The 25744-nt window shown below is 71.6% G+C and carries 24 protein-coding genes and 5 tRNA genes; 18 read left to right on the forward strand and 11 right to left on the reverse strand.

Going from position 1 to position 25744, the window contains the following annotated elements; translation table 11 throughout:
- Positions 1–6: 6 nt before the first annotated feature.
- From IAG43_RS22880 to IAG43_RS22900, 5 genes are all read right to left on the reverse strand, one after another.
- On the reverse strand, positions 7–3315 hold the full coding sequence (locus tag IAG43_RS22880; RefSeq protein ID WP_187742572.1) for a sensor histidine kinase: 3309 nt from the start codon (positions 3313–3315) through the stop codon (positions 7–9).
- Between the two features lie 338 nt (positions 3316–3653).
- Complete coding sequence (locus tag IAG43_RS22885; RefSeq protein WP_187742573.1) at positions 3654–4235, reverse strand: GTP-binding protein; 582 nt, start codon at positions 4233–4235, stop codon at positions 3654–3656.
- Positions 4216–4620: a DUF742 domain-containing protein gene (locus IAG43_RS22890; RefSeq protein ID WP_187742574.1), complete on the reverse strand. Its 405-nt coding sequence runs from the start codon at positions 4618–4620 to the stop codon at positions 4216–4218. The genes IAG43_RS22885 and IAG43_RS22890 overlap by 20 nt, the downstream gene beginning before the upstream one ends.
- A 133-nt stretch (positions 4621–4753) precedes the next feature.
- Entirely contained in the window at positions 4754–5167 is a 414-nt protein-coding gene (locus IAG43_RS22895; protein ID WP_142214992.1) for a roadblock/LC7 domain-containing protein, read from the reverse strand.
- A 9-nt stretch (positions 5168–5176) separates the two neighbouring features.
- Positions 5177–8830, reverse strand: coding sequence for a sensor histidine kinase (locus tag IAG43_RS22900; protein ID WP_187742575.1), 3654 nt, complete (start codon positions 8828–8830; stop codon positions 5177–5179).
- A gap of 608 nt (positions 8831–9438) precedes the next feature.
- Here IAG43_RS22900 and IAG43_RS22905 point away from each other — a divergent pair.
- From IAG43_RS22905 to IAG43_RS22950, 10 genes are all read left to right on the forward strand, one after another.
- Complete coding sequence (locus IAG43_RS22905) at positions 9439–9612, forward strand: hypothetical protein (protein ID WP_187742576.1); 174 nt, start codon at positions 9439–9441, stop codon at positions 9610–9612.
- 478 nt (positions 9613–10090) lie between these two features.
- Positions 10091–10864, forward strand: coding sequence for a fumarylacetoacetate hydrolase family protein (locus IAG43_RS22910; protein ID WP_187742577.1), 774 nt, complete (start codon positions 10091–10093; stop codon positions 10862–10864).
- The gene (gene gltX / locus IAG43_RS22915) at positions 10857–12332 is read left to right on the forward strand and encodes a glutamate--tRNA ligase (protein WP_187742578.1); all 1476 of its coding nucleotides are present in this window, start codon (positions 10857–10859) and stop codon (positions 12330–12332) included. The genes IAG43_RS22910 and gltX overlap by 8 nt, the downstream gene beginning before the upstream one ends.
- Positions 12333–12455: 123 nt before the next feature.
- Positions 12456–13142: a DUF4241 domain-containing protein gene (locus tag IAG43_RS22920; protein ID WP_187742579.1), complete on the forward strand. Its 687-nt coding sequence runs from the start codon at positions 12456–12458 to the stop codon at positions 13140–13142.
- Between the two features lie 176 nt (positions 13143–13318).
- On the forward strand, positions 13319–14041 hold the full coding sequence (locus tag IAG43_RS22925; protein ID WP_187742580.1) for an HAD family hydrolase: 723 nt from the start codon (positions 13319–13321) through the stop codon (positions 14039–14041).
- A gap of 89 nt (positions 14042–14130) precedes the next feature.
- Positions 14131–14202, forward strand: a tRNA-Gln gene (locus IAG43_RS22930).
- 21 nt (positions 14203–14223) lie between these two features.
- Positions 14224–14296 (forward strand) — tRNA-Glu (locus IAG43_RS22935).
- Positions 14297–14357: 61 nt separating this feature from the next.
- Positions 14358–14433: transfer RNA gene (locus IAG43_RS22940), tRNA-Glu, on the forward strand.
- 18 nt (positions 14434–14451) lie between these two features.
- Positions 14452–14523: transfer RNA gene (locus IAG43_RS22945), tRNA-Gln, on the forward strand.
- 27 nt (positions 14524–14550) lie between these two features.
- Positions 14551–14623 (forward strand) — tRNA-Glu (locus IAG43_RS22950).
- 177 nt (positions 14624–14800) lie between these two features.
- On the opposite strand, the gene IAG43_RS22955 is transcribed toward IAG43_RS22950, so the two are convergent.
- Both IAG43_RS22955 and ndgR read right to left on the reverse strand, forming a co-directional pair.
- On the reverse strand, positions 14801–15049 hold the full coding sequence (locus tag IAG43_RS22955; protein WP_187742581.1) for an SCO4226 family nickel-binding protein: 249 nt from the start codon (positions 15047–15049) through the stop codon (positions 14801–14803).
- Between the two features lie 137 nt (positions 15050–15186).
- Positions 15187–15903 carry an IclR family transcriptional regulator NdgR gene (ndgR, locus tag IAG43_RS22960; protein WP_187742582.1) on the reverse strand — a complete coding sequence of 239 codons (717 nt, stop codon included), beginning with the start codon at positions 15901–15903 and terminating at the stop codon, positions 15187–15189.
- 145 nt (positions 15904–16048) lie between these two features.
- Between ndgR and leuC the strand changes: the two genes are divergently transcribed.
- From leuC to IAG43_RS22980, 4 genes are all read left to right on the forward strand, one after another.
- Positions 16049–17479: a 3-isopropylmalate dehydratase large subunit gene (leuC, locus tag IAG43_RS22965; RefSeq protein ID WP_187742583.1), complete on the forward strand. Its 1431-nt coding sequence runs from the start codon at positions 16049–16051 to the stop codon at positions 17477–17479.
- A 5-nt stretch (positions 17480–17484) separates the two neighbouring features.
- Positions 17485–18078: a 3-isopropylmalate dehydratase small subunit gene (leuD, locus tag IAG43_RS22970; protein ID WP_187742584.1), complete on the forward strand. Its 594-nt coding sequence runs from the start codon at positions 17485–17487 to the stop codon at positions 18076–18078.
- A gap of 104 nt (positions 18079–18182) precedes the next feature.
- A complete protein-coding gene (locus IAG43_RS22975) occupies positions 18183–18410 on the forward strand; it encodes an SCO5555 family protein (RefSeq protein WP_187742585.1) in 228 nt (75 codons plus the stop codon).
- A gap of 145 nt (positions 18411–18555) precedes the next feature.
- Positions 18556–19218 carry an HU family DNA-binding protein gene (locus IAG43_RS22980; protein ID WP_187742586.1) on the forward strand — a complete coding sequence of 221 codons (663 nt, stop codon included), beginning with the start codon at positions 18556–18558 and terminating at the stop codon, positions 19216–19218.
- A 186-nt stretch (positions 19219–19404) separates the two neighbouring features.
- Here the strand turns inward: IAG43_RS22980 and IAG43_RS22985 are convergent, their stop codons facing one another.
- Both IAG43_RS22985 and cofC read right to left on the reverse strand, forming a co-directional pair.
- The gene (locus IAG43_RS22985) at positions 19405–19608 is read right to left on the reverse strand and encodes a hypothetical protein (protein ID WP_187742587.1); all 204 of its coding nucleotides are present in this window, start codon (positions 19606–19608) and stop codon (positions 19405–19407) included.
- Positions 19609–19850: 242 nt separating this feature from the next.
- Positions 19851–20567 carry a 2-phospho-L-lactate guanylyltransferase gene (cofC, locus tag IAG43_RS22990; protein ID WP_187742588.1) on the reverse strand — a complete coding sequence of 239 codons (717 nt, stop codon included), beginning with the start codon at positions 20565–20567 and terminating at the stop codon, positions 19851–19853.
- Between the two features lie 147 nt (positions 20568–20714).
- Between cofC and IAG43_RS22995 the strand changes: the two genes are divergently transcribed.
- The 3 genes from IAG43_RS22995 to IAG43_RS23005 are packed head-to-tail and all read left to right on the forward strand — an operon-like array spanning position 20715 to position 23666.
- On the forward strand, positions 20715–21467 hold the full coding sequence (locus IAG43_RS22995) for a lysophospholipid acyltransferase family protein (RefSeq protein WP_187742589.1): 753 nt from the start codon (positions 20715–20717) through the stop codon (positions 21465–21467).
- Entirely contained in the window at positions 21464–22474 is a 1011-nt protein-coding gene (locus IAG43_RS23000) for an NAD(P)H-dependent glycerol-3-phosphate dehydrogenase (protein WP_187742590.1), read from the forward strand. The genes IAG43_RS22995 and IAG43_RS23000 overlap by 4 nt, the downstream gene beginning before the upstream one ends.
- A gap of 34 nt (positions 22475–22508) precedes the next feature.
- A complete protein-coding gene (locus IAG43_RS23005) occupies positions 22509–23666 on the forward strand; it encodes a D-alanine--D-alanine ligase family protein (protein ID WP_187742591.1) in 1158 nt (385 codons plus the stop codon).
- 90 nt (positions 23667–23756) lie between these two features.
- On the opposite strand, the gene IAG43_RS23010 is transcribed toward IAG43_RS23005, so the two are convergent.
- Together IAG43_RS23010 and IAG43_RS23015 are read right to left on the reverse strand one after the other, a co-directional pair.
- Positions 23757–24230 (reverse strand): DUF3515 domain-containing protein, encoded by a 474-nt coding sequence (locus IAG43_RS23010; RefSeq protein WP_187742592.1) that lies wholly within the window; start codon positions 24228–24230, stop codon positions 23757–23759.
- Between the two features lie 20 nt (positions 24231–24250).
- The gene (locus IAG43_RS23015; protein ID WP_187742593.1) at positions 24251–24484 is read right to left on the reverse strand and encodes an Lrp/AsnC family transcriptional regulator; all 234 of its coding nucleotides are present in this window, start codon (positions 24482–24484) and stop codon (positions 24251–24253) included.
- 257 nt (positions 24485–24741) lie between these two features.
- On the opposite strand from IAG43_RS23015, the gene IAG43_RS23020 reads away from it, so the two are divergent.
- The gene (locus IAG43_RS23020) at positions 24742–25728 is read left to right on the forward strand and encodes a thiamine-phosphate kinase (RefSeq protein ID WP_187742594.1); all 987 of its coding nucleotides are present in this window, start codon (positions 24742–24744) and stop codon (positions 25726–25728) included.
- Positions 25729–25744 lie beyond the last annotated feature (16 nt).

Below are 25744 nucleotides of genomic sequence, written 5' to 3' on the forward strand. Positions count from 1 at the left end.
CTCACACTAACGCTCCTGGTTGTAGGTACTACCCGGGCCACTGTGTCGATCGTAGGTGGCCGGTCCGTTCGTGTCCGTCCCCGCGGTGCGTCCCTGCTGGACGCCGCGGCGCAGGTTGCTCAACCTGCCGCGCACGTCCTCGGGGGCGCGGGAGACCTGTGGGCCGCCCTGCGGAGTCTGCTCTGCCGTGCCCTCGATCAGGTTGGCCTTGGGCACGCGCCGGGGGAGACCGGAGGAGGTCACCCCGCCGGCCTTCGGGTCGCGAAGCTTCTCCGCCCGCTGCCAGCGCTCGTCGTTCGCCGAACGCCACTCGTCGGTGGAGGCGTCGGAACCGCCCGCCGTGTCCTGGCCGCCGTCCTGAGAGCCCTGGCCGCCCTGTGGAGCCGTCGGAGCCTGCTGCTGCTCGGCGGGCTGCTGGGGCCACCCCTGCTCGGACTGCTGCTGGGGCTGCTGCCGGCCCGGGGCCTGCTGCGGGCTGCTGCCGCGACGCGGGAGGCCGGAGGAGGTCAGTTCGTGGCTGGCGCTCGGAGCCGGACCCGGACGGTCGAAGCCTACGCGGTCTGAGCCGTTCGCGGGAGCGCCCTGGGAAGATTCCGCTTCAGGGCGGAACTCGGGCTCGTAACCGGCCTGGTATCCGTTCTGATCCGGCCAGGCCTCCTGGTGGGAACCGTTGTCGTACGAGCCGTCGTACGGTGCGCCGGCCGGCTGGGCGGACTGGTAATCGCCCTCCGCATATGCGCCGTGCTGCGGCTGCTCCTGCTGCCCGGCGTAACCGCCGCGGTCGTAGTCGCCGTAGCCCTGTCCGTCGTACGCGGCCCCCTGCTGACCGTCGTAGCCCTGCTGGTCCTGCGGGTAGGCCTGCTGCTGGTCCTGGGCGTAGCCCTGCTGGTACTCGGCGTTGTACTCCTGCCCGTACTCGCCCGCGTACTCCTGCTGCGGGCCCTGCGCGTTCTGCGCGTTCTGCGGGAAGGCGGCCTCGTCGCGGAAGAGCGGACGCTCCGTGCCGTGGGCCTGCGCCTCCAGCGCGGCGCGGCGCTCACCGCGCATGAGGGAGCGGTTGACCGGGTCGAGCCCGGGGGTCGCGCCCTGCTCCGCGTCGTAGCGGGAGTCGTCGAAGCCGAGCTCGGCGGCCGTGCGCAGCGGTGCGCTGTCGAAGGACTGCTGCTGCGGGATCATCTGCGAGACGGTGAAGTCGTCCTCGGGCAGGGCCTCGCCGCCGCCACCGTGGGTGATGGCGTCGGGGAGCATGACCAGCGAGGTGGTGCCGGCCTGCTCGCCCGAGGGGCGCAGCTGCACGCGGATGCCGTGCCGGTCCGAGAGGCGGCCGACCACGAAGAGGCCCATGCGCTGCGAGACGGCGGCGTCCACCGTCGGCGGGTTGGCCAGCTTGTGGTTGATGTCGGCGAAGTCCTCGGCCGTGAGGCCGATGCCCTTGTCGTGGATCTCGATCATCACGCGGCCGTCGGGCAGCCGGGTCGCGGTGACGCGCACCTTGGTCTGCGGGGAGGAGAACGTGGTGGCGTTCTCCAGCAGCTCCGCGAGCAGGTGCACGAGGTCGGTCACGGCCTGGCCGTGGATCTCGGTCTCCGGGACGCCCGTGAGCTCGATGCGCTCGTAGGACTCCACCTCGGAGGAGGCGGCGCGCATGACGTCCACCAGCGGCACCGGCTGGTTCCAGCGGCGGCCCGGCTCCTCGCCGGCGAGGACGAGGAGGTTCTCGCCGTTGCGGCGCATACGGGTGGCCAGGTGGTCCAGCTTGAAGAGGTTCTCCAGCTGGTCCGGGTCCGCCTCGTTGTTCTCCAGGTCGGTGATCAGGGTCAGCTGGCCCTCGATCAGCGACTGGTTGCGGCGCGACAGGTTGGTGAAGATCGCGTTGACGTTGCCCCGGAGCATGGCCTGCTCGGCGGCGAGACGCACCGCCTCGCGGTGGACCTGGTCGAAGGCGCGGGCGACCTCGCCGATCTCGTCCTGGGAGTCGATCGGGATGGGCTGGACCCGGGTGTCGACGCGGCCCGGCTCGGTGCGCGAGAGCTGGTCGACCAGCATCGGCAGGCGCTGCTCGGCGATGCCGAACGCCGCGGTGCGCAGCTCGCGCATCGAGCGGCTCATCTGGCGGGCCATGAGGCCGGCGAGCACGAAGGCGGCGAGCAGGGCGATCACGACGATGGCGCCGGTGGTGATGGCGTCGGTACGGGCGTCGTCGGAGATCGCGGCGGCCTCGGAGACGGCGCGGTCGACGAGGTCCTTCTCGATCTCGCTGTAGCCGTCGAACTTGGCGGTGGCGGCGCCCATCCAGGTCTCGGGCGTGACGTCCTGCCGGCGCAGCTGCGCGGGAGTGGAGTCGCCGGAGCCGATGGCGACGGCCATGCCGGTGAAGACGGACTTGTCCGGGCCCACGGGCGGGTTCAGGCCCGCCGCCTTGAGCCGCTTCTCGCCCTCGGCGGCCTTGCCCGCCATCACCTGCTGGAGGCGGGCGGTGTCGGCCTCGGTACCACCGGAGACGTACTCGCCGATGGCGATCTGCTCCAGGTAGTTGTACGAGTTGAAGGCGATCTTCTGCTGGGCGAGGACCTCGCCCGAGCCGGGACGCACCAGCAGGTGGGTGCCGATGGAGCGCTGGAGCGAAGCGGCGGCCTTGGCGAGCTGGACCGCGTAGACGGTCCGGCCGTAGCTGGTCACGTTGCCGGTGCCGAGACCGAGCTCGTTGGCGAACTCCATCAGCACGTGCTGGACCTTGACGTAGCCCTCTTCGGTCTTCACCGGGTCGAGGGCCCTGGAGTACGCCGCCTCGCGCAGCTTCTCCAGGCTCGGCTCCTCCTTGTCGAAGAGCTCCAGACGGCGCTCCAGGCCCTGGCCGGACGGCATGTCCTGGACGGCCTCGCGGAACTTCGCGGCGGCGGCGTCGGTGGTCTCGTAGGCCTCGGTGACCTGCGGGCCCTTGCGGTCGGCCTCGCTGGTGGCGAGCAGCAGGGTCTGAGCGGTGAGATCGCGCTCGTTGAGCAGGGCCTGGCCGTACTCCGCGGCGGCCCGCACGATCAGCGCGGTCTTCTCGGCGTCCTGCGCCTCGCTCCAGGTGTCGATGGACTGCTTCACCTGGAAGCCGCCCATGACCAGGCCGACGAGCACGGGTATGAGCAGGATCGCGTTCAGGCGGGTGGGCACCCGCCAGTTGCGCGGGGACATCCTGCTGGAGTTGCCCGCGGGCGGGGTGTCGCTCGAAGCACCCGACGCATCCGCAGGCGAAGCCGCTGTGCGCGGCGGGGTGAAGTTGCCCCGCGCCTGATGCTCTGCGGAGCTCGTATTGCTTCGCCTCACTCGACCAACAACCTCTCGGCGTCGGCACCTACGCTGTGCCGTGGTTCGTTCGTAGCCGTACTACTCGGCAGTTCGACGAATTGCAGCACGCCGAGCCGCCCCATTCCAAACACCTGGAATCGGGGGTTCCGGGTGACCGTACCCGCGAATAAAACGGGCATAAAGAACGAGCCCCGTCAAAAGGCGAGGCTCATGTGAGCGCAGTGGTACCGATCGTGCGCGCCGGGTGGCGGCAGCTCCGGAATTCTCTGTCGAAATGTTATGAACAGGCGGGCGGGCCGTGTCCAAAGACACAGCCCGCCGCTGAGCAAGTTACGACAACTACCGTATGGCGTCGTCTACTTGAGCCGCGCCATCAGGGCGTGTTCGACGAGCGTGATCAGCGCGCTCTTCGTGTCCGCGCGGTGGCGGGCGTCGGTGGTGATGATCGGGGTGTCGGGGCCGATCTGGAGTGCTTCGCGGACTTCCTCGGGGTTGTAGGGCTGGTGTCCGTCGAAGCCGTTGAGGGCGATGACGAAGGGGAGCCCGGAGTTCTCGAAGTAGTCGACGGCGGGGAAGCAGTCGGCGAGGCGGCGGGTGTCGACGAGGACGACGGCGCCGATGGCGCCGCGTACGAGGTCGTCCCACATGAACCAGAAGCGGTCCTGTCCGGGGGTGCCGAACAGGTAGAGGATGAGGTCCTGGTCGAGGGTGATGCGGCCGAAGTCCATGGCGACGGTCGTCGTCGTCTTGCCACCCGTGTGGGTGAGGTCGTCGATGCCCGCGGAGGCGGACGTCATGACGGCTTCGGTACGCAGCGGGTCGATCTCCGAGACGGCGCCGACGAACGTGGTCTTGCCCACGCCGAATCCGCCCGCCACCACGATCTTCGCGCTGGTGGTCGACCGGGCCGCACCGCCGCTAGAGCTTGCGAAGTCCACTGAGCACCCTTTCGAGCAGTGTCACATCCGGCGTGCCGCCGGCCTCTCCGTTGCCCGGCTGGTGGATCGCCACCATGCCGGCCTCCGCCAGGTCGGCGACGAGAATGCGCGCCACACCGAGCGGCATCGACAGCAGCGCCGAGATCTCCGCGACCGACTTGACCTCCCGGCACAGGTGGCAGATCCGCTGGTGCTCGGGGAGCAGACCGGCCAGCATGGCCGGGTCGGCGGTCGTGCTGACCAGCGCCTCGATGGCGAGCTGGTAGCGCGGCCGGGTCCGGCCGCCGGTCATCGCGTAAGGACGCACCAGCGGCTGGTCGCCCTCGTCCCCGTACGCGTCGACTGAGGCGCCGTACGGATCGTGAGAGGCGGGGGGCGGGGTCATGGATCCTCCGGGCGTGACAGCAAGTGGTCGGCTGTGCCGTCTGATGGGGCCGGTGGGGGGCCTTGGGGCGGCCGTTCGGTTGTCGGTGGGGTTGCTTCGGCGGACCGGCGAGTGGGGTCACCGGTCCCTCCCGTCAGTGCAGAAGACTTCCCTGGAGCTCGGCGCGCAGGTCCGGCGTGAGCACACTGCCCGCGCGGTCCACCAGCAGCGCCATCTCGTACCCCACCAGGCCGATGTCGCACTCCGGGTGGGCGAGAACGGCCAGCGACGAACCGTCGGAGACCGACATCAGGAAGAGGAAGCCGCGCTCCATCTCCACCACCGTCTGGCTCACCGGGCCGCCCTCGAAGATCCGGGACGCACCGGCGGTCAGCGAGGTCAGCCCGGACGCCACGGCCGCCAGCTGGTCGGCCCGGTCCCGCGGGAACCCCTCGGACATGGCGAGCAGCAGACCGTCGGCCGACACGACCACCGTGTGCGACACCCCGGGGGTGTTGTCCACGAAGTTCGTGATCAACCAGTTCAGATTCTGGGCCGCCTGGCTCATCGGGCTCAACTAACGCTCCTGCTGGTGAGTGGGGCCGAGGTTGAAGCTGCCGGTCGTGCTGTTCTGCTGCCGGCCCTGCTGAATACCCCGGCGCAGATTCGTCAGCCGCCCGCGCACGTCGTCGGGGGCTCGCGAGATCTGCGGACCGGACTGGTGGTTCTGCTCCTGCGCGGTGCCCGGCACGAGGTTGGCTCGCGGGACCCGGCGGGGCAGACCCGAGGTGGTGATGCCGCCCGCGGCGGGCTTGCGCACCCGCTCGGCCTGGCGCACCAGCTCGTCGTTGGGCGAGGAGCGCCAGTTCGCGGCTCCGTTCGCCACGGGTGCGCCGCCCTGGGGTGCCGGGCCGGACGCGGGAGCACGCTGCGGCACCGGCCGCTCCGGCTGCGGCTCCGCGGGACGGCTCTCGCCGCCCTGGGCACCGCCGCCGTGGAACCAGTTGGTCTCCAGCGTGTCGTACAGCGGCGTACGGCCGTCCCCCGGACCGGACGCCGGCGGCAGCGCCTCGGGCTGCTGCGGAGCCGGCAGCGGAGCCACGGCCCGCGGCGGGGCGAAGCCCTCGTCCCGGCGCTGCGGAGCGGGCTGCTGCGGCGCCTGGAAGTCCGGCCGCGCGAACTGTGCGGTGGACGCCGGGTCCTGCTGCGGCACCTGCTGAGGCGCCTGGAAGTCGGGCCGCGCGAACTGTGCGGTGGACGCCGGGTCCTGCTGCGGCGCCTGGAAGTCCTGTCGCGGGAACTGCGCGGTGGACGCCGGGTCCTGGTGCCCGCCCTGCTCCGGCCGGGCGAACTGGCCGGTGCCCGACGGGTTCCCCGCCCCGGCCGGACCGCCGAACACGTCCTGCCGGGTGTACTGCCCCGGCCCGCCGGCGCCCCGGGGGCCGCCGAGCTCCGGCCGGGCGAACCCGGCCGTGCCCGCCTGCCCGCGGGAGGCGTCGTGGTCGTCGTGACCGCGCGGCGCGTCGGCGGCGGGACGCTGCTGCGGCACGCCCTGCTCGTTGCCCCAGCTGGTCGTCTGCGGACGCTGCGGACGCGGCTCCTCCTGGCGGGGCGCCCCGCCGGGCAGCTCGGCCCGCGGACCGCCGGGCGGCGGCAGCTGCCGCCCCCGGTCGCCGGCGCCGGGCTGCTGCGGCGCCGGACGGCCCGCGCCGGGCCCCGCCTCGCCGCGCGCGGGAGCCGGGGCCCCCTGCTGCGGACGGCCGGCGTCGAAGAGACTGCCGCCGCTCTGCGGCTGGCCGCCGTTGCCCTGCGGCCCGCCGTCACGGCCCGGCAGCGCGGCACGCGGAGCCGCGCCCGCGCCGACCTGACCGCGCGGTGCACCGGTTCCCAGCCGGCCGCCCGCGGGAGCGCCGGCACCCGGCCCACCCGCTCCGGGGCCCGCCAGACCCGGACGGCTCCCGCCGCCCTGGCCCGCCGGACGCCCCGGCAGACCACCGGGCGCACCCGCGCCGGGCTTCTGGGGGCCGCCCTGGCCGCCGCCCGGCTGGCCGGGCTTGCCCGGAGCCTTCTTGCCGCCGTGGGCGACGTCGACCGGCAGCATGACGAGCGCGGTCGTGCCGCCGGAGTCCGACGGACGCAGCTGGATGCGGATGCCGTGCCGCAGCGACAGGCGGCCGACCACGAACAGACCCATGCGGCGCGAGACCGAGACGTCCACCGTGGGCGGCGACGCGAGCCGCTCGTTGATCGCGGCCAGGTCCTCGGGGGAGAGGCCGATGCCGGTGTCGTGGATCTCGACCAGCACCCGGCCGTCGGGCAGCGCGTGGCCGGTGACCCGGACCTTCGTCTGCGGGGAGGAGAACGACGTCGCGTTCTCCAGCAGCTCGGCGAGCAGGTGCACGAGGTCGTTGACCACACGGCCGGCGACCTCGGTCGCGGGCACGGCGGCCAGTTCGATGCGCTCGTACTGCTCCACCTCGGACGCCGCGGCGCGGAGCACGTCGACGAGCGGCACGGGGCGCGTCCAGCGGCGGCCCGGCTCCTCGCCGGCGAGGACGAGGAGGTTCTCGCCGTTCCGGCGCATACGGGTCGCGAGGTGGTCGAGCTTGAACAGCGAGGACAGCTGGTCGGGGTCGGCCTCGCGGGACTCCAGCTCGGAGATCAGCGACAGCTGCCGCTGGATGAGGCCCTGGGAACGCCGCGAGAGGTTGGTGAACATCGCGTTGACGTTGCCCCGCAGCAGCGCCTGCTCGGCGGCGAGGCGGACCGCCTCGCGGTGCACGTCGTCGAAGGCCGCGGCCACCTGGCCGATCTCGTCACGGGAGTGCACACCGACGGACTCGACGGAGGTGTCGACGTCCTGCGGGTCCGACTCCGACAGCTGCTTGACCAGCTCGGGCAGCCGGGTCTGGGCGACCTTGGTCGCCGTGTCCTGCAGCCGGCGCAGCGAACGGATCATGGACCGGGCGACGACGAAGGCGCCGACCAGGGAGACGCCGAGGACGACGAGGATCAGCGCACCGTTGATGATGGCGTCCTGCTGCGACTCCTCGCGCAGCTCACGGGCCTTGGCCTCCATCTCGCCGAGCAGCTGGGCCTCGACGCGCTTCATCGCGTTGATGCGGACCGAGTAGTCGTCGGTCCAGTCCAGGTGCGAACGCTCGGCACGGCGTTCGAAGCCGTTCGGGTTGTCCAGCACGCGCTTGGCGTACAGCTCCGAGGCCGCGATCGTCGGGTCGGTGCCGCCGTCCAGGGAGGCGGTCAGCTCCTCGGCGTCGCCGCCGGTGGACTCGTAGAGCGCCTTGAACGCCTTCAGCTCCGAGTCGCCGTTCTCCACGGCGGCCTTGCCGTACAGGCGGTCGGGCTCGGTCAGGCCGGGAGCCTTCGCGTCGTCGCCGCCCGGCAGGGCGGCGGCGATGATCGCGCGCTGGATCGACGCGTACTCCTTGGCGGACGAGAACGCCGCCAGCGCACGCGTGCGCTTGATCATGTCGGGGTTGCTGGTCGCCTGCGCCATGTCCTGGGACAGGCTCAGCAGCGACTCGATCAGCCGGCTGTAGCTCTCCACGGTCTGGGAGTTCGGCGCGCCGGAGGCGTAGGCGGTCGAACGGATCTTGTTGAGTCCGTTGACCTGCACGGCGATCTGGTTGGCGTTGGCGCGGATGCTCTCCAGCGCCTCGTCGTCGTCCGTGTTGGGGATGTTGCGCGTCGCGTCGAGGAACGCCTTCTTGACGCGGTCGGTCTGGGTACGGGGCCCGGAGACCTTGAAGTCCGTGACGGGGGAGCCGTTGGCCAGCGGTCCGGCGGAGAGGTCGCGCTCGGACTGCAGCGCCTGGGCGAGGTCGGTCGCCGCCCGGGTCATCTCCGTGAGCAGCTGCATGTGGTCCAGCTGCTTCATGTCGTCCATGGACTCCTGGATACGGAGTCCGCCCAGCGTGGTCGCCGCGACGACGGGGAGGGTGAGCAGGGAGACCAGACGGGTGCTGATGCGCCAGTTGCGCAGCGCTATTCGCGAACCGGTCTCCGTGGGGCTCGCCGACGCGGGCGCACTCCTGGCGCCGTCCGGCGCGGCGGCGGGGGAGCCGTTGCGCGCGGAGCGGTCGCCGCTGTCACCGGATGCGGCCGGTCCCTGGGTGTGGGTGCGCTGGGGCGAGGAACCGCGGTCGGTGCCGCGCGGCTCCTGTTCCGCCATAGCGTCCCCTTGGCCCTGACGGGCCTGAGGACGCCCCATGCCATCCCTCTTGAAACGTCCCTGCACTAGCGTCGCAACCTCTGGACCAGGCGTCCCTCCGCTGTCGCGGCGGGACGGTGTCGGCGTCTCGGGGTAATGAGTCGTTTACCCCTGGTGGTCTTGAGTGACCGGCGCTGCTCCCCCTTCTCCGCCGCCACCCGGCGCTGCGTTGCGCCCTTGCGCGCCGGACCTGAAACCCGCGGCGGTGCGTGGAATTCCAGCACAGTGCAGGATCTCCAACAAGGGCCGTGTACCGCCCTGTGACGTGAGTGACACTTTGTGAGCGCGGTGTCACGAGCTGTGGGAAGCGATGGCGGAGAAAACGGGCGTAGTGGTACGAGTCCCGGGCGCGCGAGGGGTGTCCCAGTCGCCATGATCAGGAGCGGAATCGTTCGTTCAGTGGCGGAATGTCCGTTCCTGCGACGGAGATCCACTGTCTGCAATGCCGGTATTGTGACTCATCTCGTGAGCAAACTCACACGATCAAGGCTGTCTCATCCTGGCATTCCACGGGAATCCGATGTTTAGCCTGACGCTTTACGAGGATGGCCACACCGTCAACCGCGCTCGACAGAGCGTTCCTACGCCGACAGGGTCTGAAACCACCGATGAAGACGACGATGATGTTCCGCAGCACCGCCAACCCCCGCCGCACCACGCTCGCGCACCTCAAGGACGCCGGCGAGCTGCAGACGCCGGAGCAGCCGGAGCACTCCGTCGACCTCCCGACCCAGACGGCCAACCCCCGCCGCACCATCCTCATGGACGCGCCCGTTTCCTGAGGCCCGGTTCGCCTCCGGGGCGCCTGCCTTTTCGGTGGCTCGGTTCGCCTCCGGGGCGCTGAAGACGGTGCCGACGGTCGAGCGTGCTCGGTCCCTCGTTCCTCGGGACCTCCGCGCGCTCTCCCTCTTTTGGTGGCTCGGTTCGCCTCCGGGGCGCTGAAGACGGTGCCGACGGTCGACCGTGCTCGGTCCCTCGTTCCTCGGGACCTCCGCGCGCTCTCCCTTTCGGCACCGCCCGCGCCCCTTCGGCTCACTCGCCGCACGGGCGCACCGCACCCGTACGCGCAGGGCAGGGGAGTGCCCGCCCGTACGCGCGGCCCGCACACCAAACGGGCGCACCGCGCCCGTGGGCCGGGCGCCCCGCGAGGCCGCACGGAGGGTATTGCGCCATGTGCGCCCCCCTCGCCGCGTTAGCCTGGAGCGTCAGTCTCCAGGCCAGCTCAGCGAGCGAAGAAGAAGTGAGGGGCGACAGCATCCCGTGCGCATCGCCAGGTTCTCCATCGACGGCAATGTCGCCTTCGGCGCGGTCGAGGAAGGCCCCGACGGCCTCCTCCTCGACATCATCAAGGGCATTCCGTACGCCGACTTCGAGCTCTCCGGCACCAAGGTCCCGCTGAGCAAGGTCCGCCTGCTGCCCCCCGTGCTCCCCAACAAGGTCGTGGCCATCGGCCGCAACTACGCGGAGCACGCCGCGGAGCTCGGCAACGAGGTCCCCGAGGTCCCGGTCGCCTTCTTCAAGCCGACCACCTCGGTGATCGGCTCCGGCGACTCCATCGAGTACCCCTCGTTCTCCGAGGAGCTCCACCACGAGGCCGAGCTGGCCGTCGTCATCGGCCGCATGTGCCGAGAGGTCCCGCGCGAGCGGGTCAAGGACGTCGTCCTCGGCTACACCTGCGCCAACGACGTCACCGCCCGCGACGCCCAGCGGCGCGAGAAGCAGTGGGCACGGGCCAAGGGCTTCGACACCTCCTGCCCCCTCGGCCCCTGGATCGAGACCGACTTCGACCCGGCCGACGCCGTCGTCCAGTGCACGGTCAACGGCGAGCAGCGGCAGCTGGGCCGCACCAGCGAGATGGTCCGCTCCGTCGAGGACCTCATCGTGCACATCACCGAGGCGATGACGCTGCTCCCCGGCGACGTCGTCCTCACGGGCACCCCCGCGGGGGTCGGCCCGCTCAACGTCGGCGACGAGGTCGCCGTCACCATCGAAGGCATCGGCACTCTCACCAACAAGGTGATCAAGCGTGGCTAACGCACCCGTCCGCGTCCGTTTCTGTCCCTCCCCGACCGGCAACCCCCATGTGGGCCTCGTCCGCACCGCGCTGTTCAACTGGGCCTACGCCCGGCACACCGGCGGCACGATGGTCTTCCGCATCGAGGACACCGACGCGGCCCGCGACTCGGAGGAGTCGTACCAGCAGCTGCTCGACTCGCTGCGCTGGCTCGGCCTCGACTGGGACGAGGGCCCGGAGGTCGGCGGCCCGCACCCGCCCTACCGCCAGTCGCAGCGGATGGACATCTACCGGGACGTCGCCACGCGGCTCCTCGACGCCGGCCACGCGTACCACTGCTACTGCACCGCCGCGGAGCTCGAAGCCCGCCGCGACGCCGCCCGCGCCGCCGGGAAGCCCTCCGGCTACGACGGCACCTGCCGCACGCTGACCGCCGAGCAGAAGGCCGCGTACGAGGCCGAAGGGCGCGAGTCCATCGTGCGCTTCAAGATGCCCGACGAGCCGATCGTCTTCACCGACCTGGTCCGCGGCGAACTCACCTTCACCCCGGACAACGTCCCCGACTACGGCATCGTCCGCGCCAACGGCGCCCCGCTGTACACGCTGGTCAACCCGGTCGACGACGCCCTGATGGAGATCACCCACGTCCTGCGCGGCGAGGACCTGCTCTCCTCCACCCCCCGCCAGATCGCCCTCTACAAGGCGCTGATCGAGCTCGGCGTCGCCAAGGAGATCCCCGCCTTCGGCCACCTGCCGTACGTCATGGGAGAGGGCAACAAGAAGCTCTCCAAGCGCGACCCGCAGGCGTCCCTCAACATCTACCGCGAGCGCGGCTTCCTCCCGGAGGGCCTGCTCAACTACCTCTCGCTGCTCGGCTGGTCCTTCTCCGCCGACCAGGACGTCTTCACGATCCCCGAGATGATCACGAAGTTCGACGTCGCCGACGTCAACGCCAACCCGGCGCGCTTCGACCTCAAGAAGGCCGAGGCGATCAACGCCGACCACATCCGGATGCTGGACGTGAAGGCGTTCACCGAGGCGTGCGAGCCGTGGCTGACCGCCCCGCACGCGAACTGGGCGCCGGAGCGGTTCGACCGCGCGAAGTGGGAGGCCATCGCCCCGCACGCGCAGACGCGGCTGACCGTCCTCTCCGACATCACCGCCAACGTCGACTTCCTCTTCCTCGACGAGCCGGTCGACGACGAGGCGTCCTGGACCAAGGCGATGAAGGGCGAGCCCGCGGCCCTGCTGACCACCGCCCGCGAGAAGCTGGAGACGGCCGACTGGTCCAGCCCGGAGTCCCTCAAGGAGGCCGTCCTGGCCGCCGGCGAGGCCCACGGCCTCAAGCTCGGCAAGGCCCAGGCCCCGGTACGGGTGGCCGTCACCGGCCGCACCGTCGGCCTGCCGCTCTTCGAGTCCCTGGAGATCCTGGGCAAGGAGAAGACCCTGGCCCGCATCGACGCGGCACTGGCGAAGCTCGCCGCCTGAGCGTGTCCGAGCCCGCCCGGGAAGGGGCGGTGGCCGAAGTGGCCGCCGCCCCTTCGGCGTTCTCCCGGGGCGGGGCTAGTGTTCGGGGCGATTCCGATCGCCACGGCTCCCTGGGGGACCAGCATGCCCATGCCCGCACCCGACTTCACCCGGCACTTCACGCCCGGCAGCCGCTTCACCGAGGAACCCGGGACCACGGGGGAGATGTCGGTCGTACGGGCCGGTGAGCTCTGGCTGCCCAGCGGCAAGGTCTGCGCCTGCGACCCGTTCGTCACGCTCGGTACCGGCGAGTCCGAGCCGTTCACCGCCGAGGTCCCGCCGGGCCGCTACGCCGTGGAGTGTGCGGTCGCCACCCTCGTCGACGACGACGAGCCCCCGTCCGACGAGCCCCATCTGCGGATCGCCGCCGCCCGCCTGCTGATCTCCGACGCCCCGCCCGTCAGCTGGGAGATCGCCCACCAGGCCGGCCAGGATCCGGCCCAGCTCGCCGACGACGAGTTCTTCGCCTACGGCGTGGACGCCGGCACCGGCTGCTTCTACGACGCCGCCTGCGACGAGTCCTTCCCCGACTGCGTCGGCGAGGAGGGCCCGCTCTGGGACGCCTTCGCCGCCGGCGGCGACGCGTACCTCGGGCCGCACACCGTCACCGCGAAGGACACCGGCCACAACCTGATCGCCTTCATGTCCGGCTGGGGCGACGGCGCCTACCCGACCTGGGTCGGCCGCGGCGCCGACGGTGCCGTCGTCTGCTTCGTGACCGACTTCTTCGTCGTCCCGTCCGAGGGCGAGGAGACGGCGGAGACCGGCTGACGCCGCCCACCGCCGCCCCTGCCGGTGAGAGCCCCCGGACCCCCGGCCGGTGAGGACTGCGGCGGTACGGTCGTCGTATGCCGATCCGCGCCGTGCTCTGGGACATCGACGCTGCGTGTTCCGGGGGCGACCCCCGGACCCCCGGCCGGTGAGGACTGCGGCGGTACGGTCGTCGTATGCCGATCCGCGCCGTGCTCTGGGACATCGACGACACGATCTTCGACTACGCGAACGCCGACCGCACCGGTATGCGCCGGCATCTCGGCGACGTGGGCCTGCCGGAGGCGTACGCATCCGTCGAGGAGGCCCTGGACGCGTGGAAGCGGATCACCGAGGTGCACTGGGCGCGGGTCGCCGCCGGGCTCACCGACTTCGAGGGGCAGCGGCGCGACCGGGTGCGGGAGTTCCTCGGCGCACCGGGCATGGGCGACGAGGAGGCCCAGCAGTGGTTCGGGCAGCACATCGCGCACTACGAGGCCGCCTGGGCGCTCTTCCCCGACACCGTGCCGGTGCTCGACCTCCTCGCACGTGACTACCGTCACGCCGTCCTCTCCAACTCCAGCCTGGCGAACCAGGAGCGGAAGCTGCGCGCCCTCGGCGTCCGCGACCGGTTCGAGGCCGTGGTGTGCGCCGTCGAACTCGGGATCTCCAAGCCCGAGGCCGGCGCCTTCCTCGCAGCGTGCGAGGCCGTCGGACTGCCCCCCGAGGACGTGGCGTACGTCGGCGACCAGCCCGACATCGACGCCCGCGGAGCCACCGAGGCCGGGCTCACCGGGATCTGGCTGGACCGTGCCGGAGCGGGCGGCAGACCCGAACTGACCCGGATCACGGGCCTGGACCAGCTCGCCCCGCTGTTGCGCGGCGATACCCGTTTTGGAGCGCCGTCGACCTTCGGGTAATGTTCTTCCTGCGCCGAGGGGAGCGGGCCGAAAGGCCGGAACCGGAAGCGCAAACCCGAACAAGATCCCCACCGGGGGTTGCGTTTTGGTGGCCTATGGTGTAATTGGCAGCACGACTGATTCTGGTTCAGTTAGTCTAGGTTCGAGTCCTGGTAGGCCAGCTCGCAGAGCTCATCTGCAAAGCCCCCGTTGTGTAGCGGCCTAGCACGCCGCCCTCTCAAGGCGGTAGCGCCGGTTCGAATCCGGTCGGGGGTACAGATCCTTCCCGCGAGGTCTCGAGGTCGCTCCTCGACGATGTCGATGCAGGATCGCTAGGGCCCCCGTTGTGTAGCGGCCTAGCACGCCGCCCTCTCAAGGCGGTAGCGCCGGTTCGAATCCGGTCGGGGGTACCAACTGGTCTATACCACCAGTGGCCTATGGTGTAATTGGCAGCACGACTGATTCTGGTTCAGTTAGTCTAGGTTCGAGTCCTGGTAGGCCAGCTGATCCCGTCGAGGGATCGAAGATTTGCCCCCGTTGTGTAGCGGCCTAGCACGCCGCCCTCTCAAGGCGGTAGCGCCGGTTCGAATCCGGTCGGGGGTACGAGTCCGGAGGGGCCCTTCATCTGAAGGGCCCCTCCGGCGTTTCCGTGTCCGCCTCCCCGGCGTCCCTCCGTGGCCGGGCGGCCACCCGCTGCCAGGGGCGCGCCGGACGGCAGCGGCCCCGGGCATCGGCGGGCATCTCCATCCGCCCTCCGTGCGGCGGCAGTTGGGGGAGGGGTCACACGGAGAGGGGCACCGGGTGGATCTCGTCCGCGGGGTGGCCCGTGCGCTCGTGGATGCGCTGCACGGCATCCGCCGAGGGCCCCTCGGACAGGCAGTAGACGGTGCCCGTCTCGGGATCCGCCCACGCCTGCTTGAAGTGCACGTTCTCCTCGCCCTCGATCGCGAGGTCCGCGCGGTGGGCCTCCATCAGCTGATCACTGGTGATGCCCTTCATACCGCGGTGTACGTCCATGAACTCGGCCATCGTCTCGGCACCTCCGTCGGTCCGCAGGTACTTCCATGCTGCACCCGCGGCCCCCTTCGGGGCGATCCGGACCCGCAGACACCTCCGGCCGGCCCCTGCGGCGTTGAAGGGGCCGGCCGGACGTGGACGTGTGGGGATCAGCCGGAGCGGCGCAGGGCCTCGCTCAGGCGGCCGGCGGCGTCGATGACCGCCTGGGCGTGCATACGGCCCGGGTGCCTGGTCAGGCGCTCGATCGGTCCGGAGACCGAGACGGCGGCGACCACGCGGTTGGACGGCCCGCGGACCGGTGCCGACACCGAGGCCACCCCCGGCTCGCGCTCGCCGATCGACTGGGCCCAGCCCCGGCGCCGCACGCCGGACAGCGCCGTCGCCGTGAAACGCGCGCCCTGGAGGCCGCGGTGGAGCCGCTCGGGCTCCTCCCAGGCCATCAGGATCTGCGCCGAGGACCCCGCCTTCATCGTCAGCGTGGAGCCGACCGGCACGGTGTCCCGCAGACCGGACAGCCGCTCGGCCGCCGCCACACAGATCCGCATGTCGCCCTGGCGGCGATAGAGCTGCGCGCTCTCGCCGGTCACGTCGCGCAGATGCGTGAGCACGGGGCCCGCGGTGGCGAGCAGCCGGTCCTCGCCCGCCGCGGCGGCGAGCTCCGACAGCCGCGGACCGAGGATGAACCGGCCCTGCATGTCGCGGGCGACCATACGGTGATGTTCCAGTGCCACGGCCAGACGGTGGGCCGTGGGTCGTGCGAGTCCCGTGGCCGCCACCAGACCCGCGAGGGTGGCCGGCCCGGACTCCAGGGCGCTCAAGACAAGGGCTGCCTTGTCGAGGACGCCGACGCCGCTAGAGTTGTCCATGCAACGATACTCCCGTCTCACTCTGTGAAACGCAAGTTCAATTTTCCATGGAACTTGTCACGCTGTAGTGGCAACCCGGGACCCATGGGCGTTGCACACGATCTCTAGTTGCGCCTGGCGGCACAGCCCGGCCGGAGGGAAAGCGATGGGTAGGACACTCGCGGAGAAGGTCTGGGACGACCACGTCGTCCGGCGCGCCGAGGGCGAGCCCGACCTCCTCTTCATCGATCTGCACCTGCTGCACGAGGTGACCAGCCCCCAGGCGTTCGACGGTCTGCGGCTCAGCGGTCGGCAGGTGCGGCGTCTCGACCTCACCATCGCCACCGAGGACCACAACACCCCGACCCTCGACATCGACAAGCCCATCGCCGACCCGGTCTCCCGCGCCCAGCTGGAGACCCTGCGCAAGAACTGCGCCGAGTTCGGTGTGCGCCTGCACTCGCTGGGCGACGTCGAGCAGGGCGTGGTCCACGTGGTCGGCCCCCAGCTGGGCCTGACCCAGCCCGGCACCACCGTGGTCTGCGGCGACTCCCACACCTCCACCCACGGCGCCTTCGGCGCGCTGGCGTTCGGCATCGGCACCTCCCAGGTGGAGCACGTGCTGGCCACCCAGACGCTGCCGATGGCCCGCCCGAAGACCATGGCCATCACCGTCGACGGCGAACTGCCGGACGGCGTGACGGCCAAGGACCTGATCCTGGCGATCATCGCCAGGATCGGCACCGGCGGCGGACAGGGCTACGTCCTGGAGTACCGCGGCTCCGCCGTCGAGAAGCTCTCGATGGAAGCCCGGATGACCATCTGCAACATGTCGATCGAGGCCGGCGCCCGCGCGGGCATGATCGCCCCGGACGAGACCACCTTCGACTACCTCCGGGGCCGCGACCACGCCCCGCAGGGCGAGGACTGGGACGCCGCCGTCGCGTACTGGCGCACCCTGCGCACCGACGACGACGCGGTCTTCGACGCCGAGGTGTTCATCGACGCCGCCGAGCTCTCCCCGTTCGTCACCTGGGGCACCAACCCGGGCCAGGGCGCACCGCTCGGGGCGAACGTCCCCGACCCGGCTTCGTACGAGGACGCCTCGGAGCGCCTGGCGGCCGAAAAGGCCCTGGAGTACATGGGGTTGACCGCCGGGCAGCCGCTGCGGGACATCCGCGTCGACACCGTCTTCGTCGGTTCCTGCACCAACGGACGCATCGAGGACCTGCGCGCGGTCGCCTCGATCCTCGAAGGCCGCAAAGTCGCCGACGGCGTGCGGATGCTGGTCGTCCCGGGATCCGTCCGGGTGGCGCTCCAGGCCGTGGAGGAGGGCCTGGACAAGGTCTTCAAGGCGGCGGGCGCCGAGTGGCGGCACGCGGGCTGCTCCATGTGCCTCGGCATGAACCCGGACCAACTGGCTCCCGGCGAGCGCTCCGCCTCCACCTCCAACCGCAACTTCGAGGGCAGGCAGGGCAAGGGCGGCCGCACCCACCTGGTCTCTCCGCAGGTCGCCGGCGCCACCGCCGTGCTGGGCCATCTGGCCTCCCCGGCCGACCTGTCCGACGCCGACGTCTCTACGCCCGCGGGGGTCTGAGGAACATGGAAGCTTTCACCACCCACACCGGCCGTGCCGTCCCGCTGCGCCGCAGCAACGTGGACACCGACCAGATCATCCCGGCCCACTGGCTGAAGAAGGTCACCCGCGACGGTTTCGAGGACGGGCTGTTCGAGGCCTGGCGCAAGGACCCCGAGTTCGTGCTGAACCGCCCCGAGCGCCAGGGCGCCTCGGTCCTCGTCGCCGGCCCCGACTTCGGCACCGGCTCCTCCCGCGAGCACGCCGTCTGGGCGCTGCAGAACTACGGCTTCAAGACCGTGCTCTCCGCCCGGTTCGCCGACATCTTCCGCGGCAACTCCCTCAAGAACGGCCTGCTGACCGTCGTCCTGGAGCAGTCGGTCATCGACGCGCTCTGGGAGCTGACCGAGGCCGACCCGACCGTCGAGATCACCGTCGACCTGCAGACGCGCCAGGTCATCGCCCCCGGAATCACCGCCGACTTCGAGCTCGACGAGAACGCCCGCTGGCGCCTGCTGAACGGGCTCGACGACATCAGCCTCACCCTTCAGAACGAAGCGGACATCGCCGCCTACGAAGCGGCCAGGCCCGCCTTCAAACCGCGCACCGTGCAGGTCTGATCAGCGCTTTTCCCCGACTGCGCCCCCCACCGCCCGGTGGGGGGCGCAGTCGTCTGTTGAGACCCCCTGGGGCGACAACTAGCCACAGATGGCACAATCGGTGCATGGAACGTGACAGCCAACTCGAGCTCTACGAGGCGGTCGCGGCCCGATTGAAGGAAGCGCACTCACGAGTGCGCGCACTGCAAGTCCCGGAGGGCGTAAGGATGGCGCTGTCCCGGAAGCTGCTCGTCGTCACGGCGGCGGCAAAGCACGATCTCCCGGACGCGGCAAGGCGTCTGGATCTGTTGATGAAGGACCTCGACGAGGGCCGATTCCCTCGAGGTGACTGACCGCAGAGAACTCCGCCACGGTCGACTTCGTTGCGGCACTAGGGTGATTAGCCCGTTTCGTGTTTGATTTGCGGTATATATCTGCCTAACGTGCGAAAACGCCTGGACGCAATCGTTCCGGCCATATGTCTCCGAAGGGGAAGACGTGAACAAGGCGCAGCTCGTAGAAGCGATTGCCGACAAGCTCGGCGGCCGTCAGCAGGCCGCGGACGCTGTCGACGCGGTGCTCGACGCGATCGTCCGGGCGGTTGTCGGCGGTGACCGGGTCTCGGTCACCGGCTTCGGCTCGTTCGAGAAGGTCGACCGCCCCGCCCGCTACGCCCGCAACCCCCAGACGGGCGAGCGTGTCCGGGTCAAGAAGACCTCTGTTCCGCGATTCCGCGCAGGTCAGGGCTTCAAGGACCTGGTCAGCGGTTCGAAGAAGCTCCCCAAGGGCGGCGAGGTGTCCGTCAAGAAGGCTCCCAAGGGCAGCCTTTCCGGAGGCTCCTCCACCCGGACGACGGCCAAGGCCGCCGCCAAGAAGGCCACGGCGAAGAAGACCGCCGCCGCCAAGAAGGCGACGCCCGCGAAGAAGGCCGCCGCCAAGAAGACCACGGCGGCGAAGAAGGCCACCACCGCCGCCGCCAAGAAGACCACGGCCAAGAAGGCCACCACCGCCAAGAAGGCCACCACGGCGAAGAGCGCGGCCAAGAAGACCACGGCCAAGACCGCTCCCGCGAAGAAGGCCACCGCCAAGAAGGCGCCCGCCAAGAAGACGACGGCGCGCAAGACCACCGCGAAGAAGGCCACCACCGCTCGCAAGAAGTAAGCGGTACGCACCAGCAGGGCCACTCACGCGCCGGGCCGGTCTCCCTCGGGGAGACCGGCCCGCGCCGTGTGTCCGCCACGGCCCACGGGCCGGTCGCGCGGTCCGCGGCCCACGGGCCGTTCGGGCCGGTCGCGCGGTCCGCCGGGGCCGTGCGTCAGTGGGCCGGTGGTGCAGGGGGACTGCGGGTCAGAAGGTCTGCAGCGTCACCAGCGTGATGCGGCGGGCCTCGCCCTCGCCCTCGGTCTCGATCCGCACCCGCTGCCCGGGGCGGAGCAGCAGCAGCCCGCCCGCGTCGAACGCCGCGGCGTCGAACGGGACAGGCGTCCCGTCGTCGAGCAGCACGCTGCCGCTGCGGGTCCCGGCGTCGTAGGTGTACGAGGTGGCCTGCATGGCCCCAGCTTAAGGGCTGTCCCGCGGTCCCCGGCGGGTGATCCGGCGACCGCCGCGGCACCTCGCCGCGTCGTCGGACCGCCCGAACGCGCCCGGTACGAGGGGGCCCTCCGCCGTGCGGTGCGTCCTCTCTGCATGCGGGCCCGGGGAGGCCCCGTGCGACCGGCGCCGCCGACTGATCCGCCGGGCAGGGGGGCCCTCAGGGCCTGCCGCCCGGGCGCCGCTCCCCGCCGGCACCGCCGTCACGCCGTGGCCGGCGGCGCCTCGGCGGCCTGCGCGGTGCGCGCCCAGGCGGTGCGGCCGGCCGTCACCTCCGCCGTGCGCGGGCCGACGCCCAGACCGAGGGCGGCCGCCAGATCTGCGCCCGTGTCCACGTCCCGGCGCACCGAATCCAGGCCCGGGGAGAGGATTTCCGCCGCGCCCGACGCCGAATGGCGGCGGCGCGAGGGCCCGCCGAATGCGGGACGCAATTCCGCCCCCGGCAGTGCGCACAGCAATGTCGTGCCGATTCCCGCGGCATCAGTCAGAAATGCCCGGGAAAATGCCGAGGCGGCCGCGAGGGCCCGCGCCAATTCACGGGGCCGCAATGCCGGGAGGTCCGCGTTCAGCGCCGCCACCGCCGCGCGCGGGCGACGGGCCCGCACCGCGCGCGCGCCGTGCTCCAGCGCCGCGTTCAGCCCCGCGCCCGGAGCGTCCGGGACGATCCGGGCGCCGAGCGCGGCGAGCGCGGCGCCTGCCACCGGGTCGTCCGTGACGACGGCCACATCCCCGACCGCCGCGCAGGCCAGCGCCGCCGCCACCGTGTCCTCGGCGAACGCCAGGGCGAGCCGGGGGCGCAGCGAGTCCCCGACGGCCCCCGCGAGCCTGCTCTTGGCGAGGGCCAGCGGCTTCAGGGGAACGACGAGGGACCAGCCGGCGACCGGGGCCGGGTCCGGGGCGAGATCTCCGTCGGTGCGCATCGGGGCCCATTGTGTCCTCCGGCGCGAACGGGCCAGCGGTCCGGGGGGCGGCGGTGAGGCGTACGGTGTCCTCGACAGACCGGGGGCCTGGGGCGACACTTGACCCCCAGCGGACGGGCATGGCCCGTCATAGAGGAAGGTGTCCGAGTGTCCCGCCGTAGAATCGGCTTCTGGTACCGCCTGGCGGCGGTCATCGCCAAGCCGCCGCTGTTGCTTCTGTTCAAGCGGGACTGGCGGGGAATGGAACACATTCCGGCCGACGGCGGATTCATCACCGCCATCAATCACAACTCGTACCTCGACATGTTCTCCTACGGGCACTTCCAGTACAACACCGGCCGGGTGCCCCGGTTCCTGGCCAAGGCCGCCCTCTTCAAGGCGCCCGGCGTCGGACTCATGCTGCGCGGCACGGGCCAGATCCCCGTCTACCGCGAGTCGTCCAACGCGGTGGGCGCCTTCCGCGCGGCCGTGGCGGCCGTCGAACGCGGGGAGTGCGTCGCCTTCTACCCGGAGGGCACCCTCACCCGCGACCCCGGCACCTGGCCGATGACCGGCAAGACCGGCGTCGCCCGCGCCGCGCTCCAGACCCGTGCCCCCGTCATCCCGGTCGCCCAGTGGGGCGCCAACCTGGCGATGCCGCCGTACGCCAAGGAGCACAGGTTCAGCTTCTTCCCCCGCAAGACCCTCCAGGTGCAGGCCGGTCCACCGGTGGACCTCGACCGCTTCTACGGCAAGGAGCCGACGCCCGAGGTGCTCAGGGAGGCGACCGAGGAGATCATGGCCGCGATCACCGTCCTGCTGGAGGAGATCCGCGGGGAGTCCGCGCCCGCCAAGCCGTACGATCTGCGCGAGGCGCGCGCCGAGCAGCGCCGCAAGGCCGCCGGAGAGGGAGCGAAGTGACCACGCCCGTCAAGGCCGCCGTCCTCGGCACCGGCTCATGGGGAACCGCGTTCGCCATGGTCCTCGCCGACGCCGGCTGCGAGGTCGCCCTGTGGGGCCGCCGCCCCGAGCTCGCCGAGGCCGTCAACACCACCCGCACCAATCCCGACTACCTCCCCGGCATCGAGCTCCCCGCCGGGCTGCGGGCCACCACCGACGCGGCCGAGGCCCTGGCCGGCGCCGACTTCACCGTCCTCGCCGTCCCCTCGCAGACCCTGCGCGCCAACCTCGCGGCCTGGACCCCGGAGCTCGCCGGCGACACCGTGCTGGTCTCCCTGATGAAGGGGGTCGAGCTCGGCACCGCGAAGCGGATGAGCGAGGTCGTCGAAGAGGTCGCCAAGGTCCCCTCCGAACGCGTCGCCGTCGTCACCGGGCCCAACCTGGCCAAGGAGATCGCGTCCCGGATGCCCGCCGCGGCCGTCGTCGCCTCGACCGACGAGAGCGTCGCCCGGCGGCTCCAGTCCGCCTGCCACACGCCCTACTTCCGCCCGTACACCAACACCGACGTCGTCGGCTGCGAACTGGGCGGCGCCGTGAAGAACGTGATCGGTCTCGCCGTCGGCATCGCCGACGGCATGGGCCTCGGCGACAACGCCAAGGGCTCGCTGATCACCCGGGGCCTCGCCGAGACCACCCGCCTCGGGCTCGCCATGGGAGCCGACCCGCTCACCTTCTCCGGACTCGCCGGCCTCGGGGACCTGGTGGCGACCTGCTCCTCGCCGCTCTCCCGCAACCACACCTTCGGCACCAACCTCGGCCGCGGGATGACGCTCCAGGAGACCATCGCCGTCACCCGGCAGACCGCGGAGGGCGTCAAGTCCTGCGAGTCGGTGCTCGACCTCGCGCGGCGGCACGGCGTCGACATGCCCATCACCGAAACCGTCGTCGGCATCGTCCACGAGGGGAAGCCGCCGGTCGTCGCCCTCAAGGAGCTGATGTCCCGCGCCGCCAAGCCCGAGCGGCGCTGACTCCGTTCGAACCAGCGGGTAGTCTCATCGCGATATGAGCACCGAGAACCTCCCCCAGAGCCCCGCAGAGCAGCTCCGCAAGCCGCGCGTCGCCGTCGTCTTCGGCGGCCGCAGCTCCGAGCACGGGATCTCCGTGGTCACGGCCGGCGCAGTGCTGCGCGCCATCGACCGCACCAAGTACGACGTGCTGCCGATCGGCATCACCGGGGACGGCCGGTGGGCGCTGACCGCCGACGAGCCCGAGCGGATGGCCATCACCGACCGCCGCACCCCCAGCGTCGACGAACTGGCCGAGTCCGACGAGGGCGGCGTGGTGCTCTCCGTCGACCCCGGCAGCCGCGAGGTCGTCTACAGCGAGCCCGGCGCGGTGCCGAAGGCGCTGGGCGAGGTCGACGTGGTCTTCCCGATGCTGCACGGGCCCTACGGCGAGGACGGCACGCTCCAGGGGCTCCTGGAGCTCTCCGGCATCCCCTACGTCGGCTCCGGCGTGCTCGCCTCGGCCGTCGGCCAGGACAAGGAGTACATGAAGCGCGTCTTCCTCTCCTTCGGCCTGCCCGTCGGCCCCTACGAGGTCGTCCGCCCCCGCGAGTGGGAGCTGGACCCGGCCGCCGCGCGCAGGAAGATCGTGGACTTCGCGGGCGAGCACGGCTGGCCGCTCTTCGTGAAGCCCGCCCGCGGCGGATCGTCCATGGGCATCACCAAGGTCGACTCGCCCGCCGGCCTGGACGACGCGATCGCCGAGGCCCGCCGCCACGACCCCAAGATCCTCGTCGAGTCGCTGCTGCGCGGCCGCGAGATCGAGTGCGGCGTGCTGGAGTTCGAGGACGGCCCGCGGGCCAGCGTCCCGGCGGAGATCCCGCCCGTGACGTCCCACGACTTCTACGACTTCGAGGCCAAGTACATCGACTCGGCCACCGGTCTGGTGCCGGCCCCGCTGACCGGGGAGCAGACCGAGGAGGTGCAGCGCCTCGCCGTCGCGGCGTTCGACGCGGCCTCCTGCGAGGGGCTGGTGCGGGCGGACTTCTTCCTCACCGAGGACGGCACGTTCGTCATCAACGAGATCAACACCATGCCCGGCTTCACACCGATCTCCATGTACCCGCGCATGTGGCAGGAGAGCGGAGTCGAGTACACGGAGCTGGTCGACCGGCTGATCCAGGCCGCCCTGCGGCGGCCGACCGGTCTGCGCTGACCCCCCGCCGGGGCGACCGTGCCGCGCACCCGGGTCGCCGTCCGCCCCGGGGCCGGGCGGCACCTCCCGGCCCGGCCGGGCGCCGGCGCCTCAGAGCGTGGCCGGAACCGTCCGGGCGACGGGACCGGCCAGCTCGGTGAGCGGGCTCGCGTCGTGCAGGAAGTCCTCGCCGAGGGTCACCTCGACATAGGTCTCGCGGTACGTGGTGGTGAACCGGGGCCCGCTGTCGCGTTCCTCCAGCATCCAGCCCACTCCGTCCACCTCGATGCCCTGCGCCTGGGGATCGCTCATCCGGTCGGGCCGGGGCACACCGCAGCGCAGTACGATCGCGGCATCGCCCCAGCCGGCGGTCAGTTCGGACGAGGGTTCGGGGTCCTGGCGCCCGTGCCCCGCGACCGAGTCCGGAAGGGCGTCGTGCAGGGCACCGCAGAGCGCGGCCTCCTGGGCCGGGGGACTGGGAACCGGGACCTGCGCGGCCGCGTCGCCCGGGGAACAGCCCGCGGCTGCGGCCAGGGCGAGCACGGCTGCGGACAGAGCGAGGGACCGGCGGGCGAAGGACGTCACCGGCCAAGCGTAGACGGGGGCTACAGGTGGACGACCGGGCAGGTCAGGGTGCGGGTGATGCCGTCCACCTGCTGGACCTTGGCGACCACCATGCGTCCCAGCTCGTCGACCGTGTCGGCCTGCGCGCGCACGATCACGTCGTACGGTCCGGTCACGTCCTCGGCCTGGATCACACCGGGGAGTTTCCCGATGGTCTCGGCGACGATCGACGCCTTGCCGACTTCGGTCTGGATGAGGATGTACGCCTGTACCACGGAGCCTCCAGGGCGGCAGCAGGATCACGGCCCCTACCGTCGGTGGGGAGATCCCGGGGAGAAGGGTCGCCACGGTATCGCGTCGCCGCGGGCCACGGGGAGACCCTCGCGGCGGACGCCGCCCGCAGCGTGGCGTACGCAGAACAGAAGTTGACGTATCTCTTGACGGTACCCAGGGCGGTGACGGCCCGCGACCGCAAGCGACGGCTCGCGGCCGCGCCCCTGAGGACCACGGACACACGGAGAGGTGAACCTCGGTGAAGGGCACTGTGGGCGAGTTGGGGGAGTTCGGGCTCATCGAGAAGCTCACCTCCCGGCTCACCTCCACCCCGGCGGTACGGATCGGCCCCGGCGACGACGCCGCGGTCGTCACCGCACCCGACCGGCGGGTCGTGGCGAGCACGGACATCCTGCTGGAAGGGCGCCACTTCCGGCGCGACTGGTCGACCGCCTACGACGTCGGCCGCAAGGCCGCCGCGCAGAACCTGGCCGACATCGCCGCCATGGGAGCCGTGCCCACGGCTCTGCTCCTCGGCCTCGTGGTGCCCGCCGAACTGCCCGTCACCTGGGCCACCGAGCTCATGGACGGCATCCGCGACGAGTGCCAGGTCGCCGGCGCGGCCGTGGTCGGCGGCGACGTCGTCCGCGGCGACCTGATCACCGTCGCCATCACGGCCCTCGGCGACCTGCGCAACCACGAGCCGGTCACCCGCGGCGGCGCCCGCCCCGGCGACGTCGTCGCCTACACCGGCTGGCTCGGCTGGTCCGCCGCCGGGTACGCCGTGCTCTCCCGCGGCTTCCGGTCGCCGCGCGCCTTCGTGGAGGCCCACCGCAGGCCCGAACCGCCGTACCACGCGGGCCCGGCGGCCGCCGGGCTCGGCGCCACCGCCATGTGCGACATCAGCGACGGACTCGTCGCCGACCTCGGCCACATCGCCGAGGCCAGCAAGGTCCGCATCGACCTGCGCTCCGGACTCATCGACATCCCCTCGCAGATGAGCGACATCGGCCAGGCCGTCGGCGTCGACCCGCTCCAGTGGGTGCTCACCGGCGGCGAGGACCACGCGATCGTCGCCACCTTCCCGCCGGACGCCAAACTCCCCGCGCGCTGGAAGGTGATCGGCGAGGTGCTCAACCCGTCGGCGCTGCCGCAGGTGACCGTGGACGGCGCCCCCTGGACCGCCAAGAGCGGCTGGGACCACTTCGGCGACATCGAGGACGGGAACCGGCCCGCCGGCCGGTGACGCGCGGGCAGTAGAT

This window comes from Streptomyces genisteinicus, from assembly GCF_014489615.1.
In the GTDB taxonomy this organism is placed as follows: domain Bacteria; phylum Actinomycetota; class Actinomycetes; order Streptomycetales; family Streptomycetaceae; genus Streptomyces; species Streptomyces genisteinicus.